The sequence below is a fragment of the Pedomonas mirosovicensis genome (assembly GCF_022569295.1).
In the GTDB taxonomy this organism is placed as follows: Bacteria; Pseudomonadota; Alphaproteobacteria; order Sphingomonadales; family Sphingomonadaceae; genus Pedomonas; species Pedomonas mirosovicensis.
This window is the reverse complement of record NZ_JAKFIA010000001.1, coordinates 2,338,179-2,355,839: the sequence shown is the minus strand read 5'-3', so window position 1 is coordinate 2,355,839 and position 17,661 is coordinate 2,338,179. Positions and strand designations below refer to the sequence as shown.

Genomic DNA, 17,661 nt, shown 5'->3' with positions numbered 1-17,661 from the left:
GTTTGCTTTACCACAGAGATGTGGGAGCGCTTTGGCTACTATGGCATGAGGGCAATCCTCATTCTCTATCTGACCAAGCATTTCCTGTTCGATGACGGCGAGGCCGCCGGAATCTACGCCAGCTACACGGCTCTGGTTTACCTCACCCCGCTGATCGGCGGCATGATCGCCGACCGCTATCTTGGTTCGCGCGGCGCGGTGAAGTTCGGCGCCGTCATGATGATGCTCGGCTATTTCGGCCTGGCCTTCGGCGGTCCACAGACCCAGCAGTTCCTCGAATACAACAATGGCCGCTACCCGATCGAAATTGTCGATGTGGGCAACGATCGCACCGAGCAATTCGTCACGGTGGACGGCGCGCGGATGCGGCTGCTGCCCGGCATGGAGGGCAGCGTCGTGCTGCGCGGCACGGGCGAGGCGGCTACTGCGCCGGAGACGACCCTGGCCCAGGGCAGCTACAGCCTGCCGGTGGAACGCAACCAGGTCTTCCTGTACCTGATGTACCTGTCGCTTTCATTCGTCATCATCGGCAACGGCTTCTTCAAGCCGAACATCTCGACCGTGGTGGGCGACCTCTATTCGCCGCAGGACAAGCGGCGCGAGAACGGCTTCTACATCTTCTACATCGGCATCAACCTCGGCTCGGTTCTCGGCCAGATCCTGCTGCCCAACCTGCGCCAGAACTTCGGTTTCGACGTGGCGTTCGCCGCCGCGGGCGTCGGCATGACCATCGCCTGGGCCATCGCCACCTTCAGCGACCGCATCATGGAAGGCTACGGCGAGGCGCCCAATCCGACCTCTCTCGTCAAGAAGGTCTTCGCCGGGCTCAGCCTGCGCTGGACCATCTACGTGCTGGCCTTCGCGGCGCTGGTTCCGGCATGGATCCTGGTGCAGCAGAACGAGCTGGTGGGCATCCTGCTCGCCACCTTCGGCTTTGGCTCCTACATCGCCATGATCCTCTATGCCGTGCTCAAGTGCGGCTCGGTGGAGCGCAACCGCATGATCGTGGCGGTGGTGCTCAGCATGTCGACCATCGTGTTCTGGTCGCTGTTCGAGCAGGCGGGCACCACGCTCACCCTGTTCGCGGACCGCAACACCGACCGCGAGGTGTTCGGCTGGGTCATGCCCGCCGATCAGGTGCAGTTCTTCAACGCCCTGTTCGTCGTCAGCCTGGCGCCGGTGTTCGCCATCTTCTGGTCCATGCTGCAGAAGCGGGGCCTGGAACCCTCGACCCCGGTGAAGTTCTCGCTCGGCCTCGTTCAGGTGGGGCTCGGCTTCCTGCTGCTGGTCTATGCCATGGACACCGCCGACGCCAACGGCCAGGTGGCGCTGGTGTGGCTGGCGGCGGCCTACCTGCTCCACACCATGGGCGAGCTGTGCCTGTCGCCCGTGGGCCTGTCCATGATCACCAAGCTGTCGGTGCCGCGCGTCGTCGGCCTGATGATGGGCATGTGGTTTTTGTCGACCTCACTTGGCCAGTACGTCGTTGGCCTCATCAGTGAGCGCGCTGCCGTCGAGTCCGTCGGCGGCGCCGTCAACCCGCATGAATCCCTTGCCGTCTACGCGCAGACCTTCAACGAGGTTGGTCTGTTCGCCGTCGGCTTCGGGATTTTCATGCTGGTCATTTCGCCGCTGCTTAAGCGCGGTATGCATGGAGTGAACTGAGACGATGAAGCACATTCTGTTAACGATGAGTGCGCTGGTCGCGCTCGGCGCCTGCGCCACCACCGGTCAAACCGGTGGCGGCCAGGCCGCCGCCGCGAACAAGGCCGGGGCAAGCGCTGCCACGGCTGATGCGTCGGTGGTGCGGATCAACAAGGACCCGTATCCCTCGACCTACAAGCCGTATCCCAGCGTGCCGACGCTCATCCGGGGGGCAACGATTCTGGACGGTAAGGGCGGCCAGATCGAGAATGGCGAAATCCTCATGCGCGATGGCAAGATCGTCGCGGTGGGCCAGACCGTCGAGGCGCCGGCGGACGCCGTCGTGGTCGACGGTCGCGGCAAGTGGGTGACGCCGGGCGTCATCGACGCGCACAGCCACATGGGCGACTATCCGGCGCCGGAAGTGCAGGCCCATGCCGACGGCAACGAGGTCACCGGTCCGGTGACGTCCCAGGACTGGGCCGAGCACGCTGTTTGGCCGCAGGATCCGCAGTTCACCCGCGCTCTGGCAGCGGGCGTGACCACGGTTCAGGTTCTGCCCGGTTCGGCCAACCTGTTCGGCGGCCGCTCCGTGACGCTGAAGCTGGTGCCGTCGCGCACCATGCAGGGCATGAAGTTCCCCGGCGCTCCCTATGGCCTGAAGATGGCCTGCGGCGAGAACCCGAAGCGCGTCTACGGCAGCAAGGGCCAGGCGCCGGGCAGCCGCATGGGCAACTTCGCGGTTGATCGCCAGACCTGGGCCAAGGCGCAGGAATACAAGCGCAAGTGGGACGCCTACAACGAGAAGGTTGAGAAGGGCGAGAAGGCGGAAGCGCCGTCCCGCGACCTGCAGCTTGAAACCCTGGCCGGCGTGCTGTCGGGCGAGATCCTGGTGCAGAACCACTGCTACCGGGCGGACGAGATGGCCAACGTCATCGATATGTCCAAGGAGTTCGGCTACAAGGTCACGGCCTTCCACCACGCCGTCGAGGCGTACAAGATCGCAGACCTGCTCGCCAAGGAGCACATCTGCGCGGCCCTGTGGGCCGACTGGTGGGGCTTCAAGATGGAAGGCTACGACGGCATCAAGGAAAACATCCCGATGGTCCATGCCGCTGGCGCCTGCGCCATCGTGCACTCGGATGATCCCAACGGCGTGCAGCGTCTGAACCAGGAAGCCGCCAAGGCCCTGGGCGCTGGCCGTCGCGCTGGCATCAACATCTCCGAGGCCGAGGCCTGGCAGTGGCTGAGCCTCAACCCGGCCAAAGCTCTGGGCATCGCCGACAAGACCGGCAGCCTGGAGAACGGCAAGATGGCCGACGTGGTGCTGTGGAACGGCGATCCGTTCAGCGCCTACAGCCGCGCCGAGAAGGTGTGGGTCGACGGCGCGCTGCTGTTCGATGCCAACAATCCGAAGTTGCGTCCGGTTTCTGACTTCGAACTGGGTCAGCCCGGCGAAGGAGATGCGAAATGATGCGGGCGGCTGTCATTGCCCTGGCCCTGGCCTCCGGCGTGTCCGTAGCCCAGGCCGAAACCATCGCCATCGTGGGCGGCACGGTGCACACCGTTGCTAACCCCACGCCCATCGAGAACGGTACGGTCGTCATCCGTGACGGCAAGATCGTGGCCGTCGGCCAGAACGTTGCCGTGCCTCAGGGCGCGCGCGTCATCGACGCGAAGGGCAAGCAGGTCACGCCGGGTCTGTTCAACGCCTTCACGGCGCTGGGCCTGGCCGACGTGGCTGCCGTGCGCGAAAGCAACGACATCCGCACCAGTGGCTCCAGCTACACGGCCTCGCTCGATGTGAGCTATGCCGTGAACCCGAAGGCCGTGCCGATCGCGGTGACCCGCGTTGACGGCGTCACCCGCGCCGTGGTGTCGCCGCAGCCGAACCAGTCGGTGTTCGGCGGGCAGGGCGCGCTCATCCAGCTGGGCGATTCCAACGACCTGGTGTTCAAGCCGCGCGCCTTCCAGTTCGTGGCGCTGGGCGAGCACGGCGGTGAGCTGGGCGGCGGCAGCCGTCCGGCGGCCTACGCCGAGTTCATCAATGCCCTGAAGGAAGCTCGCGACCTCTCCAAGACCGACTTCGTGAACACGGGCGGTTCGCGCTCGCCGGTCTACAACCGAGCGGACCTGCAGGCGCTGCAGCCGGTGCTGAACGGCGACATGCCGGTGCTGGTGTGGGCCGAGCGCGCGGTGGACATCCACAACGTGATTGGCCTGCGGAAGGAGTTCCCGAAGCTGAAGATCGTCATTCTTGGCGCATCGGAAGGCTGGATGGTCGCCAACGAGCTGGCTGAGGCCCGCATTCCGGTGGTCATCAACGCGCTCCAGAACCTGCCGACGACGTTCGAGCAGTTGGGCTCCACCATGAACAACGCGGGCCGCATGGCCGCTGCGGGGGTCACGGTGGCGCTGGGCACCATGGCGCGTGACGAGGCGCACCAGGCTCGCCTGGTGGTTCAGGACGCAGCCAACCTGGTGGGGCAGTCCCGCGTTCCGGGCGGCACCGGCCTCAACTGGGAGGACGCTCTGAAGACCGTTACCCTCAACCCTGCCAAGATCTTCGGCGTGGACAAGCAGCTTGGTACGCTGGAGCCTGGCAAGGTGGGCGACGTTGTGGTTTGGAGTGGCGATCCGTTTGATCTGCGGCAGGCGCCGACCAACGTGATCATCGCCGGTCACGAGGTGAGCCTTGAATCCCGCCAGACCAAGCTGCGGGATCGCTACCTTGGCCTGCAAGGCAAGAACCTGCCGTATCAGTATCGCTACTGAGGCAGGTCCAGGCCCGCAGGAGGCGTGAGGGTCCTTTCCGGGCAGGCCGGTCACGGCCTGCCCTCAAGGAGAAGTCACCATGGCGGGGCCATGATCCGTCCCGAAGGGATGGGGCAGGGCTCTTGAAACGGGAGAGGGGACAGGTATGACGCAGCTCATCATCGCATTGGTTGCGTTTGTGGGAGGCCACTTCCTCCTGTCCCATCCCCTGCGGCACCCCTTGATACAGGCCCTTGGGCAGCGGGGGTTCCAGGGCCTCTACGCCCTGATGGCCACCCTCACCCTGGTCTGGGTTGTTATCGCGTACAGCAAGGCGCCGGCGGTTTCCCTGTGGGAGCCGCCGGCGTTCGCTTATCCGGTCGGCGTTGTCTTGATGCTGCTGGCGCTCATCCTGTTTCTCGGCTCCCTGGTTCAGCCCAATCCCACGTTGATGGGCTCCGTCGGCGTCCATGGCGAGGCCGCAGCCGCTGCGCCCCGCCTGTCGGGGGCGCCGCGCGGCGTCGTTGCCATCACCCGCCACCCGATGATGTGGGGCTTCGGCCTGTGGGCCATCAGCCACGCGCTGGTGAACGGCGATGCGGCAACGATCTTCCTTTGCCTCGGCATTGCCATTCTCGCTCTTGTCGGCGCGGCGTTGCAGGACCGCCGCAAGGCCGTCGAGTTCGGCCCGGCCTGGCACGATTTTGCGGCACGCACCGCCTATATTCCCTTCAACGCCCAGATCACGGGCCGCCTGCCCTGGCGCACGGCATGGCCCGGCTGGCTCGTGGTGGTGGGCGGCATCTCCCTGTTCGTCATCTTCACCTATCTTCACGAGGCCCTGTTCGGCGCGCCTGCGCTCGCCTTCTGGTCCTAGGCGAAACGCCGGAAATTCTGACGCCACGGGTGTCGAAATATCTGACATGCAGGGGCGCGCGCCGGCAGCGCCCTTTTTTGGTTTCAAGCATTTAACGACTGGCGAAGATTTTGCATCCCTGTCCCCAGGTGCATTCATCAACCCAAAGGGGGACAGGCCATGCACAAGGCGCTTCGGGGAGTTGTAGCGTCTGTCGCGTTCCTGTGGAGTGGTGTTGCTCTGGCTGGGGCGATCGAGCCGTACTTCGCGACGGTGGAAATGATCGCGACCGTCCGCAGCGTATCGGCCTCCGGCCGCCTGCTGGATGCGAACCAGAACTATGTCCGTGATTTGACGACGGCCGACCTGCCCATTCTGCCGTGGAATGTGGGCGACCGGCTGACCGTGCGCTGGCAGCAGCACTCGAATGACCTAAATCGGGAATTCTGCCCGCAAGGCACTCCTCAGCTGGTTTTCGGCGGCATCACCTTCGACGCGGTAGGCTCCAGCCTGGGCTCGCCATGTCCGGGCTCGGCTGCCAGCTTCGCGCAGGTGGACCGGGCTGGGGGCGGCACGTCTCCAATCTGGGACGGCTGGGAGAGCGGCATGAGCCGAGGCCCAATTCTGGATCTGCTCACCGGCGAGCTGATTGGCGAGGACTCTTTGTTCGAGCCGATCGACGGTCTGGTGGTGGACTGCTGCGTCTACCTTTATGATGCAGAAGCCGATGAAATCATTGGAATACAGAGCAACGGCAGCGGCGGGGCGGTCGGGATCGAGGAATATTCATCCCTTCCTTCCTGGCCCGTTCAATTCCTGTGGCCTGCCTCCTTTGGCCGGGAAACCGGCGGCGGCGGAATGAACATCCTCACGTCCCAGGAGCTTGGCTATCTGGAGTGGGAAGATCCGGAAACCGGAGAGCCTGTCTCCCTCGGCTGGCTGGAGGATGCCCACTTCGGCGTCAGCTTTGATGTCGAGTGGCGAACCAGCGTCGAGCATCTCGCCGTGCCGGAACCCGGCGCGCTGGCGTTGCTTGGCGCAGGGCTGCTGGGCGTTGCACGGCTGACGCGCCGACGCGAAGCGGGAGCATCACGCGCCTGACCTGCTCCTTTTCGGACATCGCACCGGGTTGGGGCGGCAATGGCTATGGTTGTTGCTGCCCCACATCGTTTGGGCTATGGCAACCGTATCAATCTATAGTTGTTTTATTGCGGTGTTGTTGGGTGGGCTTTCAGAGGCGCTCCTCCGCGCGGGCTCTGCATAGAAACAGAAACTGACAGCGAGACGACTTTTATGCCGACCACTGCCGAGTTGCGGCCTGCCCAGCAGGTCATGGAAAAGCCTGTCCGCTCTCGTGAATTTCAGCAACATATCCATATCTTTCGCGCCGTTGCCATTTGCCTGATCGTGGGCGCGCATTCCGTCCCGAGCTTCGAGTGGGAGCGCCGGCCGCTGGCGGGGCAACTGGTCGACACGGTGTGCAATCAGGCCTCGGTGTTCTTCTTCTTCATCGCCGGCTACCTGTTTCAATATCTCTCCGGCCGGTTCGCGTATGGCGCGTATCTGCGGCAGAAGTTCAAGACGGTGCTGCTGCCCTACCTGCTTGTCTCCATCCCGGCGATTGTCATTTCGGTGTGGTTCATCCCGCAGGAGGGGATGTGGCGGTGGTTCTATGATCTGCCCGCGTGGCAGCAGGTCGGCCTGTTTTACCTGACCGGCAAGCATCTGGAGCCGCTGTGGTTTGTCCCCACCATCGCCCTCTATTACCTGGCCGCGCCCTTGCTGCTGGCGCTGGATCGGCGGCCGATGTTCTACTGGGTGATCCCGCTGCTTGTCATCCTGTCGGTTGAACTGGGGCGCGACGGCGCATGGGGTCCCATCAACAAGGCCATCTACCTGTTGCCGGCCTATTTGTTCGGCATGGCGTTCAGCCATTTCCGGACCCAGGCCGAGGCGCTCAGCCGCAAATACCTGCTGTTGGCCGTTGCAGCCTCGGCAGCCTGCTATGCGGCGTTGGTGGAAGCTCCCGTTGAGGCGGGCAGCCTGCAAATCCTCCTCAAGCTGCTGCTTTGTCCCATCCTGATTGTGCTGTTCAAGGCGCTGTCGGGGAAGATCGGCAACCGGCTGGACTATGTGGCGCACGTCAGCTTCGGCATCTTCTTCGTCCATGCCTATTTCATCTCCGCCTTCCGCCTGCTGTGGACCATGGCGGGCGGCAAGTCCTGGGTCGGGGCGGAATCAACCGCCCTGTTCCCGCCGAGCGTGCTGCTGTTCTTCTTGCACGCCATCGTGGTGCTGGCCGCATCCGTTGCCATCATCTGGGCGGTGCAGAAACTCTTTCCCAAGCACAGCCGCCAGCTCATCGGGGCGTGAGGAACGCCGGGCGGGCCGTCCCCGCCAGTGGGGCGAGCAGTTCATGCGCGCAAGCCACGCACGAGCGGCGGCCGCATCAGCGGCCCTACGCCCCTTGCCATGGATGATGTGACAGTGGTGCCCACGGTCGGACTCGAACCGACACGATCCTCGCGGATCGAGGGATTTTAAGTCCCTTGCGTCTACCATTTCGCCACGTGGGCGGCCATGAAGGCCTGCTGGCGAAAGGTTATAGAGTGGGTGGGGAAGGAAGGGAAGCCGGGGCGTGATATACGCCACGCCCCGGCTCGGGGGCTTACGCGGGGGCGTAAGCTCGTGGGAGGAAGCGAGGCCCGCAGGTGGCGGGGCCTCGCTTCCTCCGAACTGTCCGCACATCAGGCGAGGCGATGTGGAAGCCCGGCTTCCCGCCCGGTGCTGTTTGCCGCCTTAATCGTTGGTGGCGGCCAAAATTCCGGCCAGCGCCGCAGCGCCCAGGCCGACGCCCAGCAGAACCTCGCCGGTATTGTCGTCATGGTCGCGGTGATGATGGTGGCGGTCGTAATCGCGGTAGTAGTGGCGATCGCGCTCCCTCACGTAGACCACCTCGCGCGGCGGGGCGTAATAGTGGCGGTCCCGCACGTAGACGACCTTGCGCGGCGGTGCGTAGTAATGGCGATCGCGGCGGTAGTCGCGGCGGTCGATAACCACAACGCGGTCATGCTTGCGCCAGTGCTTGCCATGATCCCGGTCGGCAAAGGCGGGGGCTGCCGCGCCCAGGGCAATGCTGGCGGTGACAAGTGCAGTAACGGCGACTTTGAGGCTACGCATGGGATACACCTCCAGTGAACTGTTATCGCCATTTAATGGTTTTGCGTATGAACCGAGGCTGAACAATCCAAGGCTCTGGCGCGGATCATCAGGTTGGGAAGCGCCAGGGTAGGGCGCACTTGGTCGTTTGCGCCAAGCAACAAAGGCCGGGCTAGATTTCGCCGTCGACCGGGTCCAGCCCCATCTCGGCAAGACCCTTCAGAATCGCCTCGGCAGCAAGGTTCATCGCTTGCGGGTCGGTGGAGCGGATAACGAAATTGGCGTTGGGCTCGCCGCCCCGCCAGAAGGGATAGCTGCCCACCTGCACGCCGGGGTGGGCGGCCTCGGTCGCGGCAAGCAGGTCGGCCACGGTGCTCTCGCCCACCTTGGCGCCGATGGTGCGGGAGAGGACGGGCCTGCCGCCCTCCAGCCTGCCGTCCAGCGCATGGAGCATGGCGCGGGCCACGCCCGGCACGCCCGCAAGAATGTAGACGTTCTTGATGCGAATGCCCGGCGCGGCGCTTAAGGCGTTGGGGACCAGCTCCGCCCCCTCGGGCACGCGGGCCATCCGCAGGCGCGCGTCGGTCAGCGCGTCGCCGTAATAGGCGCGCAGCATCGCCTCGGCTTCCGGATGCACGATCACCGGCACGCCGAAGGCCTTGGCGATGGCGTCGATGGTGATGTCATCGTGCGTGGGGCCGATGCCGCCGGTGGTAAACACGTAGTCGTGCCGCGCCCGGCAGGCGTTCACTGCCTCCACGATCTCCGCCTCAATATCCGGCACCACGCGGGCTTCCCTGAGGCGGATTCCCTGGACATTGAGCCACTTGGCAAGGTACGCCAAGTTCGCATCCTGGGTGCGGCCGGAGAGAATCTCATCGCCGATAATGACAAGCGCGGCGGTGTAGATGCGGTCGGGCGGGGTCATGGCTCTGGTTTAGTGGAAAAGCCTGGCGTTGGGGAGGCTGAAAAAAGCTTATGCGTTTTGAAGAAATGCTGGTGCCGGCCAAACTCGTGCGGCGTTACAAGCGGTTCCTGGCCGATGTGGAGCTGGAAACGGGCGAGGTCGTCACCGCCCACTGCGCCAACTCGGGCTCGATGATGGGGCTGGCGGTGCCGGGCAGCCGGGTGTGGCTCTCCCCCAACCGCAACCCCAAGGCCAAGCTGGCCTGGCGCTGGGAGGCAGAGGAGTGCGAGGGGGGCTTGGTCGGCATCAACACCAGCCACCCCAACCGTATTGTCGAGGAGGCCATCCGCGCCGGGCTCATCCCGGAGCTTTCGGGCTATGACTCGCTGCGCCGCGAGGTGCCCTACGGCAAGAACAGCCGTATCGATCTTCTGCTGGAAGGCGGGAAGGGCCTTTGCTTCGTCGAGGTGAAGAACGTGACCCTGCGGCGGGAAGGCCGGGCGGAGTTTCCCGATTCGGTGACGGCGCGGGGCACCAAGCATCTGGCGGAACTGGCCGAGCAGGTGGCAGCGGGCCACCGGGCGGTGATGCTCTATCTCATCCAGCGCAGCGACTGCGATTGCTTTACCGTCGCCGCGGACATCGACCCGGCCTATGCGGATGGCTTGGCCAGGGCGCGTGCGGCGGGCGTTGAGGCCTATGCCTATGCCTGCGCGGTTTCCCCCAGGAAATCTGCCTCTCGGGCGCGGTGCCGCTGGCGCTATAGGGAGCCCCTACCCGAATGGGCGGAACGGCTGGCCTTGCCTGCCCGTTGTTCCGACCTCAAGGGGGCTTGCAGGATGAAGCGGCAAGGGCGAAGTAAAGGTTTATGAATACGGAAACCGACATCGACACGGATGAGGAGCTGGACGAGTTCACGCCGGCCTCTGCCATCCGCATTCACAAGCCCGAGGACTTCGAGGGCATGCGCGCGGCCGGGCGGCTGGCGGCTGAGGTTCTCGACTACCTCACCCCCATGGTGAAGCCGAACGTGCTGACGGACGATCTGGACCGCGCGGCCTACGAGTTCATCGTCTCCCGCGGCGCGGTGCCGGCGCCGCTGTTCTACCGGGGCTTCCCCAAGTCCATCTGCATCTCGGTCAACCATGTGGTGTGCCACGGTATTCCCGGAAGCAAGCGGCTGAAGGACGGGGACATCGCCAACATCGATGTGACGGTGATCCTGAACGGCTGGCACGGCGATACCAGCCGCATGTTCCTCGTTGGCAACGTGCCCTTGAAGGCGCGCAAGCTGGTGGAGGTGACCTACGAGTGCCTGATGCGCGGCATCGAGGCGGCCAAGCCCGGCAACACGCTGGGGGACATCGGCCATGTCATTCAAACCCACGCCGAGAGCCTGCGCTATTCGGTGGTGCGGGACTTCTGCGGCCACGGCATCGGCCGGGTGTTCCATGAGGCGCCCAACGTCATCCACGTGGGCAGGCCGGGCACCGGCCCGGTGCTGAAGCCGGGCATGTTCTTCACCATCGAGCCGATGATTAATCTCGGTAAGCCGGACGTGAAGGTGCTGGATGATGGCTGGACGGCCGTGACGCGCGACCGCTCGCTCTCGGCCCAGTTCGAGCACATGATCGGCATCACCGAGGATGGCTGCGAGATCTTCACCCAATCTCCGGCGGGGCTAAACGCGCCGCCGTATAATGTCTGAGGCGGATGCTCCCGCGTATGGCGTCGGTCATCGGCAGCGGCTGCGCGAGCGGCTGCTGAACGGCGGGGCCGACGCCTTCCACGACCATGAACTGCTGGAATACATCCTGGGGCTGTGCATCCCGCGCCGGGACACCAAGCCGCTGGCCAAGCGGCTGATCGAGACCTTCGGCAGCTATTCCTCCGTGGTCGCCGCCGAGCCGGACGTGCTGATGGCCTCCGGCGTCAGCGAGGCGGCGGTGGCGGGCATCAAATTCATCGAGGCTTCCGCCGTCCGCATGCTTCAGGCGGCGGTGCACAAGCAGCCGGTGCTCTCCAGCTGGCAATCCCTGCTCGATTATCTGCATGCTGACATGGCCCACGGCATTCGTGAACGCTTCCGTGTGCTGTTCCTGAACGGCCGCGGCATGATTATGCGTGATGATGTGATGTCCCACGGCACGGTGAGCCACACGGCCGTCTATGTGCGCGAGATCATGAAGCGAGCGCTTGATATTGGCGCGACCGGCCTCATCCTCGTCCACAACCACCCCTCCGGCGATCCTGCCCCTTCGCAAGATGATATTTCCCTGACCAAGGAAATCATCGAGACCGCCCGCCGGCTCGGCATCACCGTGCACGACCATGTCATCGTGGGCAAATCCGGCTTCAAGAGCTTCAAGGCGCTGGGGTTGATGTAAGGGGGCGGGCAGCGGCTGCGCTCGTGCCATGGCAAAACGCGGCGCATTTTTAGTTTGCCGGCATTTGCGCGGTTTGGGTTGCCCGCCTGGGCCGTGCCTTAAATCTGCTGCGGCGTATTGTGTTCTGCGGTCAGGCCTGCCGGCAGCTGGTCGGCTTCGTCCAGGCTGAAAGACCAATGGCGAGCCAGCGCGATGACGGTGACGAAGACCCAGAGCGAAAACACCACAATTGCCAGCACCGTGCCGTTGATGCCATCCGCAATGTTTACCGGATCGGGCGACGGGATGAATTCCGTCCAGCTCATGGCGATGAAGTGCAGGGTGCAGACCGCCACGACCATTAGGAAGCTGGCGACGGGATAGCGCCATGTGGAGCGGATGCAGGCGAAGGCGGCAAACGCCAGGGCCGAGAGCAGGCAGCCGGCAACGATGGCGAAGATGGTATAGGGCAGGTGGAACACCATCCAGCCATGCACCTGAACGGCGAACATGCCGAGAAAATGCATCACCGCGATGCCAAGCCCGAGGTACAGCCCGCCAAGGGCATAGGACAGCACGGAGTTGAAAAAGACGCCGAACACCATGCCGAAGGCAACGGTTACGAATGAGAACAGCGCGGCTATTCCCGTGATTGCCAGGTTGTAACAGGTATCAAGGCCGGTGTCGTAGCCGAGGACGGCGACGAAGTGCGTGGCCCAGATGCCGATGCTGGTCACGCAGATGGCCGGCAGCAGCTTGGTGGAAATGGAGGGAAAGTGCAGGCTATGGCAGTTCCCGAGAAGATGCACTGCCGTGGTGCTGGACAGGATGCAGATCAGGATAGCGGCGACGACGAACCGTATATCATGCTGTTCCTGCAGGCATGTCATCACGGTGTAAATCATCATAACCCTCCAGAACGCCGGAGATGTCCGCACAATTTGATTAAATCGCAAAAATACTTAAATTAAGTAAACATTAGTTGTTAGTTGTAAGTAATGTCCCAAAAGCGGGATTTTGCGGTTTATTTAAATTTAACCGAATTGTTTTTTTTGAGGTCTCAGCAGGGCGATTTCAGCTGCCATGCTGTTGCTATGCCGGGGTAATTTCGGCTGTGCCTACTCGTCATCCTCGCCCAGCGGCTCGTCGGCAGCGGCGGCGGGCAGGGGCTCGTAGCCAGCGGCAACGAAGTAGAGACCATCCGGCGGAGCGTTGAAGCCGAGCGCGGCGCGGTCGCAGGCGTGGAGCGCTTTTTCCAGGTCGCGCGCCGTCCACTTGCCCTCGCCCACCAGCTTGAGGCAGCCGACCATCGAGCGCACCTGATGGTGGAGGAAGGAGCGGGCCTCGGTTTCCACGATAATTTCGTCCCCCCAGCGGGAGACGATGAGCTTGTCCAGCGTCTTCAAGGGCGAGGCGGACTGGCAGTGCACTGAGCGGAAGGTGGTGAAGTCGTGCTTGCCGACGAGAATTTGCGCTGCTGCGTGCATGGCCTCATGGTCGAGCGGCACGGCCACCTGCCAGGCAAGGCCCTTGTCGAAGGTGAGCGGCGCGCGGCGGTTGATGATGCGGTAGCGATAGCTGCGCTTGGTCGCCGAGAAGCGGGCATGAAAGTCGGGCTCGGCAATCTCGCATTCCAGCACGGCGACCGGGTCGGGACGCAGGCGGGCGTTCAGCGCCTCGCGCAGCTTGAAGGGCGTGAACGGCTTTTCGATGTCCACATGCGCGGTCATGGCCAGCGCATGGACGCCCGCATCCGTCCGCCCGGCTGCAATCACCTGCGCTTCCTCGCCCGTGATCTTGTAGACGGCCTCTTCCAGCGCGCCCTGCACCGAGGGACCGTGCTCCTGAAACTGCCAGCCCATGAACGGGCGGCCATCGAACTCAACTGTCAGGCGGAAACGGGTCATGCGTCCCCGTTAACCGAACCGCGCGCCGGAGGGAATGGAAAAGCCGCGAAGCAGGGCCTCGGCCTCCAGCGCCTGCTTGCCCGCCCGTTGCAGCACGAGCGGCCGCAGCGCGCCGTCAGCCGTGGCAATGGTGATGCGCTCGTCAATCACGGTGCCGGGCTCGGCCCCCGCCTTGGCAGGCACAACCTCGGCGGCCAGCACCTTGATGCGCTCGCCATTCAGCTCTGCATAGGCGCCGGGGAAGGGATTGAGCGCCCGCACCTTGCGCTCCAGCACGGCGGCCGGTTGGGTGAAGTCGAGCTTGGCTTCCGCCTTGTCGATCTTGGAGGCGTAGGTGACGCCCTCCTCGGGCTGGGGTTCCGGCGTGAGGGCGGGCAGCTTGTCGAGCGCCTCGACGATCATCTCTGCGCCCATGGCCGCCAGCCGGTCGTGCAACTGGCCGGTGGTCTCCTTCGCGCCAATGGGAGTTGCGCGCTTGAGCAGCATCGCCCCGGTGTCCAGTCCGGCATCCATTTGCATGATGGTGATGCCGGTCTCCGCATCCCCCGCCTCGATAGCCCGGTGAATGGGCGCGGCCCCCCGCCAGCGCGGCAGCAGCGAGGCGTGGATGTTGAGGCAGCCGTATTTGGGCGCGTCCAGCACCTCCTGCGGCAGGATGAGGCCGTAGGCGGCGACCACCGCCACGTCCAGATCCAGCGCCCGGAACGCCGCCAGTTCCGCCTGCTGGCCGCGCAGCTTCAGTGGATGCCGTACCTCGATCCCCAGCTGTTCGGCGCGGCTGTGCACTGGCGTTGGCGTCAGCGACTTGCCCCGGTTGGCCGGGCGCGGCGGCTGGGTGTAAACGCACACGATCTCATGGCCCGCCGCGTGCAAGGCATCAAGCGCGGCAACGGCAAAGTCCGGCGTTCCCATGAAGGCAAGGCGCATGGCGGTTGGTCCCCTATTACGTGCTGGTGCGGTCGGGCTATCTAAAGCCTTCTGCTTTCTTTTTGCAGGTTTTTGCAGGGGATCCAGTCCCTCCTGCAATCAAACCGAACCACAAAACCTCTAAACCACCGTTTCACGTCCCAGCGGGGTGAGGCGCAGCTGGGTGATCTGGTTGCGGCGGCGCTCCAGCACGTCGAAGCGCAGGCCATAGTAGGTGAAGCTCTGGCCCTTGACCGGGATGACGCGGACGGCATTGATGAGCAGTCCGGCGATGGTGTTGGCGTCGTCTTCCGGCAGGTCCCAGCCGAAGCGGCGGTTGAGGTCGCGGATGGTGACGGTGCCCTCGACTGTCAGGCTGCCGTTGTCGTTGATGATAACGCCTTGCGGGGTGGGGCGGTCCTCGGTGTCGGTGATATCGCCCAGCACCTGGGCGAGAATATCGGCGAGCGTGATGACGCCCTGAAAGCTGCCATACTCATCAACGACGAGCGCGAACTGGGAGCGGCGGGCGATGAAGGCGTTCAGCTGTTCGCGCAAGGATGTGGTGTTGGGCACGAACCACGCCGGGCTCAGCAGTTTGCCGATGATGAGGGTTTCCGGCCGCGCGCCGCGCTTGGCGAGCGCCCGCAGCAGGTTCTTGCTGTGGAGGATGCCGATGATGTTGTCCGGGTCGTCGCGGTAGACCGGCAGGCGGGTGTGGCGCGAGCGGGTGACGATGCGGACGATCTGCGCGGGCGGCGTGGCGATGTCCAGCATCTCGACCGAGCGGCGGTGGACCATCACGTCGTCGGCGAGGGTTTCGTCCAGGTCGATCATGCCCTCTAGCCGTCGGATGGCATCCATCGGGCCATAGGCCGGGGCGTTGCCGTTGCCGCCCACATGCAGGCGGGCAAGCGGGCGGCGGATGAGGCGCACCAGCGCGTCGGCCAGCGGCCCGAGCGGGCGGGCGATGATCTCCAGCGCTGGGGCGAGCCGCAGGGCCAGCGGTTCGGGCCGGGTGGGGGCGATGGCGCGGGGCAGGGCCTCGGCCAGCAGGAACACCAGCGCCGTCACGCTGAGCGCCGCATAGAGAACGGCGGCGGTCCCGAAGGCATCCGCCAGCGCGAAGGTGACGAGTGATGCCGCCAGCGTGTTAAGCAGCACCGCGCCGAGGATGGCGGCGCGGTTGAGCCGGTCGCGCTGGCCCAGCAGCTTCTCGGCCCGAAGGGCGCGGCGGTCGCCTTCCCGCGCCATGCGATGGATACGGGAGGCCGACGAGCCCGCAAGGCTCATGCCCGCCGTCTCCAGCACGGCGGAGGCGAGAATGAGGGCGAACGCCGCGCCGAGAAGGGCGATGTCGGTCAGGGTCATGGCCGCGCCTTGCTGGTCAGTCTGATACCCCTCAGGCGGAGGGGCGGTTGAGCAGGGCCTTCACCTGCTCCATGTCCACATTGCGCTCCAGGTAGGACTGGCCGATGCCGCGGGCGAGGATGAAGGTGAGGCGGCCCGCCTCCATCTTCTTGTCCTGCGCCATGTGGGCGACGAGCTTGTCGCCCATGCCTTCCAGGCCGATCTGCTTGAGCGTCGTCGGCAGGCCTACCGAATCGAGGTGGCGGCGCACGCGCTCAAGGTCTTCCTGCGGGCACAGGCCCATTTCCACCGAAAGCTCGAACGCCAGCACCATGCCGAGCGCAACGCCCTCGCCGTGCAGCAGCTTGCCGGTGTAGCCCAGCTCCGCTTCCAGCGCGTGGCCGAAAGTGTGGCCGAGGTTGAGGAGGGCGCGCAGGCCCTTGGTCTCGAACTCGTCCTCTTCCACCACGGCGGCCTTGGCGCGGCAGCTGACGGCAATGGCATGGGCGCGTTTTTCGGGGTCGCCCGCCAGCACGTCCTCGCCGTTTTCTTCCAGCCAGGCGAAGAACGCGGGGTCGTTGATGAGGCCGTACTTCACCACTTCCGCGTAGCCCGCCAGCGCCTCGCGATCCGGCAGGGTGTCGATCACGTCCGTATCGATGAGCACCAGCTTGGGCTGGTGGAAGGCGCCGATGAGGTTTTTGCCCTGAGGCGTGTTGATGCCGGTCTTGCCGCCGACGGAGCTATCCACCTGCGAAAGCAGGGTCGTCGGGATCTGCACGAACGGGCAGCCGCGGCGCAGGATGGCGGCGGCAAAGCCAACGAGATCGCCGATCACCCCGCCGCCCAGCGCCACGATGGCGTCCTTGCGCTCGATGCCGAGTTCCAGCAGCTGCTCGGTGAGCCACTCCAGATGAGGGAAGGATTTGGTCTGCTCGCCCGCCGGCAGCACGATCGGCTCGGCCACGATCCCGGCGCGCTCGCAGGAATCAAGCAGCCGCTGGAGGTGCAGCTCGGCCACGGTTTCGTCGGTCACGATGGCGGTGCGCTTGCGCGGCAGCAGCGGCAGCAAATGCTCGCCCGCCTCGTCCAGCAGCGCATCGCCGATGAGGATGGGGTAGCTGCGTGGCCCGAGGTTGATGTCGATGTAGGTGCGGACGGGGGCGGTTTGGGTCATTTGGTCAGATATCCCTGGCGATGAAGGGCGGTGATGATGGCATCCACCGCCGCGTCGTGCGGGCCGCGCCCGCTGCGGATGTGAATGGGGGCCTCGGCGTAGTAGGGCGAGCGGGTGCCCGCAAGGCGGGTGAGAATTTCCTTGGGGTCGCCCGCGCGCAGCAGGGGCCGGGTATTGCGCCGCGAGGTGCGCTCGACCAGGATGTCGATATCCGCATCGATCCATACGGCGATGGACTGGTCGAGGATGACCTGCCGGGTTTCATCCTGCACGAACGCGCCGCCGCCGGTGGCGATCACCTTCACGCTGCCGTCCAGCAGGCGGCGGATGACGCGGCGCTCGCCATCGCGGAAGGTCTCCTCCCCGTAGCGTTCGAAGATCTCGGAGATGGAGAGGCCCGCCGCCCGCTCGATTTCCTCGTCCGCATCGACGAAGGGCAGGTTAAGGCGGCTGGCCAGCCGCCGGCCGATGGTCGACTTGCCAACGCCCATCAGCCCCACCAGAACGATGGGCTTGGCCAGGAGGCCGCGGCGGCGCGAGGGCTGCGTCGGTTTGCGCTGGACCGGTTTACGCTGGGGATGGGTCTTCGCCAAGCTGCGTCAACTTTCACTTTTGGTCATGGATTTGCACCGCTA

At 64.8% G+C, this 17,661-nt stretch carries 17 protein-coding genes and 1 tRNA gene; 9 read left to right on the top strand and 9 right to left on the bottom strand.

Features of this window, described 5'->3' with window-relative positions; translation table 11 throughout:
* The first annotated feature begins 18 nt into the window (after positions 1-18).
* The 6 genes from L0C21_RS11220 (at position 19) to L0C21_RS11195 (ending at position 7,627) form a co-directional block, all read left to right on the top strand.
* Positions 19-1,665, top strand: a complete 1,647-nt coding sequence (locus L0C21_RS11220) for a peptide MFS transporter (protein WP_259278432.1) — start codon at positions 19-21, stop codon at positions 1,663-1,665.
* A gap of 4 nt (positions 1,666-1,669) precedes the next feature.
* Positions 1,670-3,118, top strand: coding sequence for an amidohydrolase (locus L0C21_RS11215; RefSeq protein WP_259278431.1), 1,449 nt, complete (start codon positions 1,670-1,672; stop codon positions 3,116-3,118).
* Positions 3,115-4,419 carry an amidohydrolase family protein gene (locus tag L0C21_RS11210; protein WP_259278430.1) on the top strand — a complete coding sequence of 435 codons (1,305 nt, stop codon included), beginning with the start codon at positions 3,115-3,117 and terminating at the stop codon, positions 4,417-4,419. The genes L0C21_RS11215 and L0C21_RS11210 overlap by 4 nt, the downstream gene beginning before the upstream one ends.
* Positions 4,420-4,564: 145 nt before the next feature.
* On the top strand, positions 4,565-5,275 hold the full coding sequence (locus tag L0C21_RS11205; RefSeq protein WP_259278429.1) for an NnrU family protein: 711 nt from the start codon (positions 4,565-4,567) through the stop codon (positions 5,273-5,275).
* Positions 5,276-5,434: 159 nt separating this feature from the next.
* Positions 5,435-6,355 carry a PEP-CTERM sorting domain-containing protein gene (locus L0C21_RS11200; RefSeq protein WP_259278428.1) on the top strand — a complete coding sequence of 307 codons (921 nt, stop codon included), beginning with the start codon at positions 5,435-5,437 and terminating at the stop codon, positions 6,353-6,355.
* Between the two features lie 192 nt (positions 6,356-6,547).
* Positions 6,548-7,627 carry an acyltransferase family protein gene (locus tag L0C21_RS11195; RefSeq protein ID WP_259278427.1) on the top strand — a complete coding sequence of 360 codons (1,080 nt, stop codon included), beginning with the start codon at positions 6,548-6,550 and terminating at the stop codon, positions 7,625-7,627.
* Between the two features lie 115 nt (positions 7,628-7,742).
* On the opposite strand, the gene L0C21_RS11190 is transcribed toward L0C21_RS11195, so the two are convergent.
* The 3 genes from L0C21_RS11190 to L0C21_RS11180 form a co-directional block, all read right to left on the bottom strand.
* A tRNA-Leu gene (locus L0C21_RS11190) sits at positions 7,743-7,830 on the bottom strand.
* Between the two features lie 223 nt (positions 7,831-8,053).
* Complete coding sequence (locus L0C21_RS11185) at positions 8,054-8,434, bottom strand: hypothetical protein (protein WP_259278426.1); 381 nt, start codon at positions 8,432-8,434, stop codon at positions 8,054-8,056.
* A gap of 151 nt (positions 8,435-8,585) precedes the next feature.
* Positions 8,586-9,341: a competence/damage-inducible protein A gene (locus L0C21_RS11180; protein WP_259278425.1), complete on the bottom strand. Its 756-nt coding sequence runs from the start codon at positions 9,339-9,341 to the stop codon at positions 8,586-8,588.
* Between the two features lie 50 nt (positions 9,342-9,391).
* Here L0C21_RS11180 and sfsA point away from each other — a divergent pair, with 50 nt between their 5' ends.
* From sfsA to radC, 3 genes are read left to right on the top strand one after another with little or no spacing between them, the layout of a single operon-like run.
* A complete protein-coding gene (gene sfsA / locus L0C21_RS11175) occupies positions 9,392-10,192 on the top strand; it encodes a DNA/RNA nuclease SfsA (protein WP_259278424.1) in 801 nt (266 codons plus the stop codon).
* Positions 10,189-11,028, top strand: coding sequence for a type I methionyl aminopeptidase (gene map, locus L0C21_RS11170; protein WP_259278423.1), 840 nt, complete (start codon positions 10,189-10,191; stop codon positions 11,026-11,028). Before sfsA ends, map begins: the two co-directional genes overlap by 4 nt.
* Entirely contained in the window at positions 11,021-11,707 is a 687-nt protein-coding gene (radC, locus tag L0C21_RS11165; protein WP_259278422.1) for a RadC family protein, read from the top strand. Before map ends, radC begins: the two co-directional genes overlap by 8 nt.
* Positions 11,708-11,805: 98 nt before the next feature.
* Here radC and L0C21_RS11160 read toward each other — a convergent pair whose 3' ends face one another.
* From L0C21_RS11160 to L0C21_RS11135, 6 genes are all read right to left on the bottom strand, one after another.
* Positions 11,806-12,594 (bottom strand): MHYT domain-containing protein, encoded by a 789-nt coding sequence (locus tag L0C21_RS11160; RefSeq protein WP_259278421.1) that lies wholly within the window; start codon positions 12,592-12,594, stop codon positions 11,806-11,808.
* A gap of 210 nt (positions 12,595-12,804) precedes the next feature.
* A complete protein-coding gene (truA, locus tag L0C21_RS11155) occupies positions 12,805-13,593 on the bottom strand; it encodes a tRNA pseudouridine(38-40) synthase TruA (RefSeq protein ID WP_259278420.1) in 789 nt (262 codons plus the stop codon).
* Positions 13,594-13,602: 9 nt separating this feature from the next.
* Positions 13,603-14,520: a methionyl-tRNA formyltransferase gene (gene fmt, locus L0C21_RS11150; RefSeq protein WP_259278419.1), complete on the bottom strand. Its 918-nt coding sequence runs from the start codon at positions 14,518-14,520 to the stop codon at positions 13,603-13,605.
* Positions 14,521-14,640: 120 nt separating this feature from the next.
* The gene (locus L0C21_RS11145) at positions 14,641-15,870 is read right to left on the bottom strand and encodes an HlyC/CorC family transporter (protein WP_259278418.1); all 1,230 of its coding nucleotides are present in this window, start codon (positions 15,868-15,870) and stop codon (positions 14,641-14,643) included.
* 31 nt (positions 15,871-15,901) lie between these two features.
* Positions 15,902-17,026 (bottom strand): 3-dehydroquinate synthase, encoded by a 1,125-nt coding sequence (aroB, locus tag L0C21_RS11140; RefSeq protein ID WP_259278417.1) that lies wholly within the window; start codon positions 17,024-17,026, stop codon positions 15,902-15,904.
* Positions 17,023-17,619 carry a shikimate kinase gene (locus tag L0C21_RS11135; RefSeq protein ID WP_259278416.1) on the bottom strand — a complete coding sequence of 199 codons (597 nt, stop codon included), beginning with the start codon at positions 17,617-17,619 and terminating at the stop codon, positions 17,023-17,025. Before L0C21_RS11135 ends, aroB begins: the two co-directional genes overlap by 4 nt.
* Positions 17,620-17,661 lie beyond the last annotated feature (42 nt).

Coding starts and splice junctions, on each gene's coding strand:
- L0C21_RS11215 (WP_259278431.1), top strand. CDS start 1,670: ATGAAGCACATTCTGTTAACGATGAGTGCGCTGGTCGCGCTCGGCGCC.
- map (WP_259278423.1), top strand. CDS start 10,189: ATGAATACGGAAACCGACATCGACACGGATGAGGAGCTGGACGAGTTC.
- radC (WP_259278422.1), top strand. CDS start 11,021: ATGTCTGAGGCGGATGCTCCCGCGTATGGCGTCGGTCATCGGCAGCGG.
- L0C21_RS11160 (WP_259278421.1), bottom strand. CDS start 12,594: ATGATGATTTACACCGTGATGACATGCCTGCAGGAACAGCATGATATA.
- L0C21_RS11180 (WP_259278425.1), bottom strand. CDS start 9,341: ATGACCCCGCCCGACCGCATCTACACCGCCGCGCTTGTCATTATCGGC.
- L0C21_RS11145 (WP_259278418.1), bottom strand. CDS start 15,870: ATGACCCTGACCGACATCGCCCTTCTCGGCGCGGCGTTCGCCCTCATT.
- L0C21_RS11185 (WP_259278426.1), bottom strand. CDS start 8,434: ATGCGTAGCCTCAAAGTCGCCGTTACTGCACTTGTCACCGCCAGCATT.
- aroB (WP_259278417.1), bottom strand. CDS start 17,026: ATGACCCAAACCGCCCCCGTCCGCACCTACATCGACATCAACCTCGGG.
- sfsA (WP_259278424.1), top strand. CDS start 9,392: ATGCGTTTTGAAGAAATGCTGGTGCCGGCCAAACTCGTGCGGCGTTAC.
- L0C21_RS11200 (WP_259278428.1), top strand. CDS start 5,435: ATGCACAAGGCGCTTCGGGGAGTTGTAGCGTCTGTCGCGTTCCTGTGG.
- fmt (WP_259278419.1), bottom strand. CDS start 14,520: ATGCGCCTTGCCTTCATGGGAACGCCGGACTTTGCCGTTGCCGCGCTT.
- L0C21_RS11220 (WP_259278432.1), top strand. CDS start 19: ATGTGGGAGCGCTTTGGCTACTATGGCATGAGGGCAATCCTCATTCTC.
- L0C21_RS11205 (WP_259278429.1), top strand. CDS start 4,565: ATGACGCAGCTCATCATCGCATTGGTTGCGTTTGTGGGAGGCCACTTC.
- L0C21_RS11210 (WP_259278430.1), top strand. CDS start 3,115: ATGATGCGGGCGGCTGTCATTGCCCTGGCCCTGGCCTCCGGCGTGTCC.
- L0C21_RS11195 (WP_259278427.1), top strand. CDS start 6,548: ATGCCGACCACTGCCGAGTTGCGGCCTGCCCAGCAGGTCATGGAAAAG.
- truA (WP_259278420.1), bottom strand. CDS start 13,593: ATGACCCGTTTCCGCCTGACAGTTGAGTTCGATGGCCGCCCGTTCATG.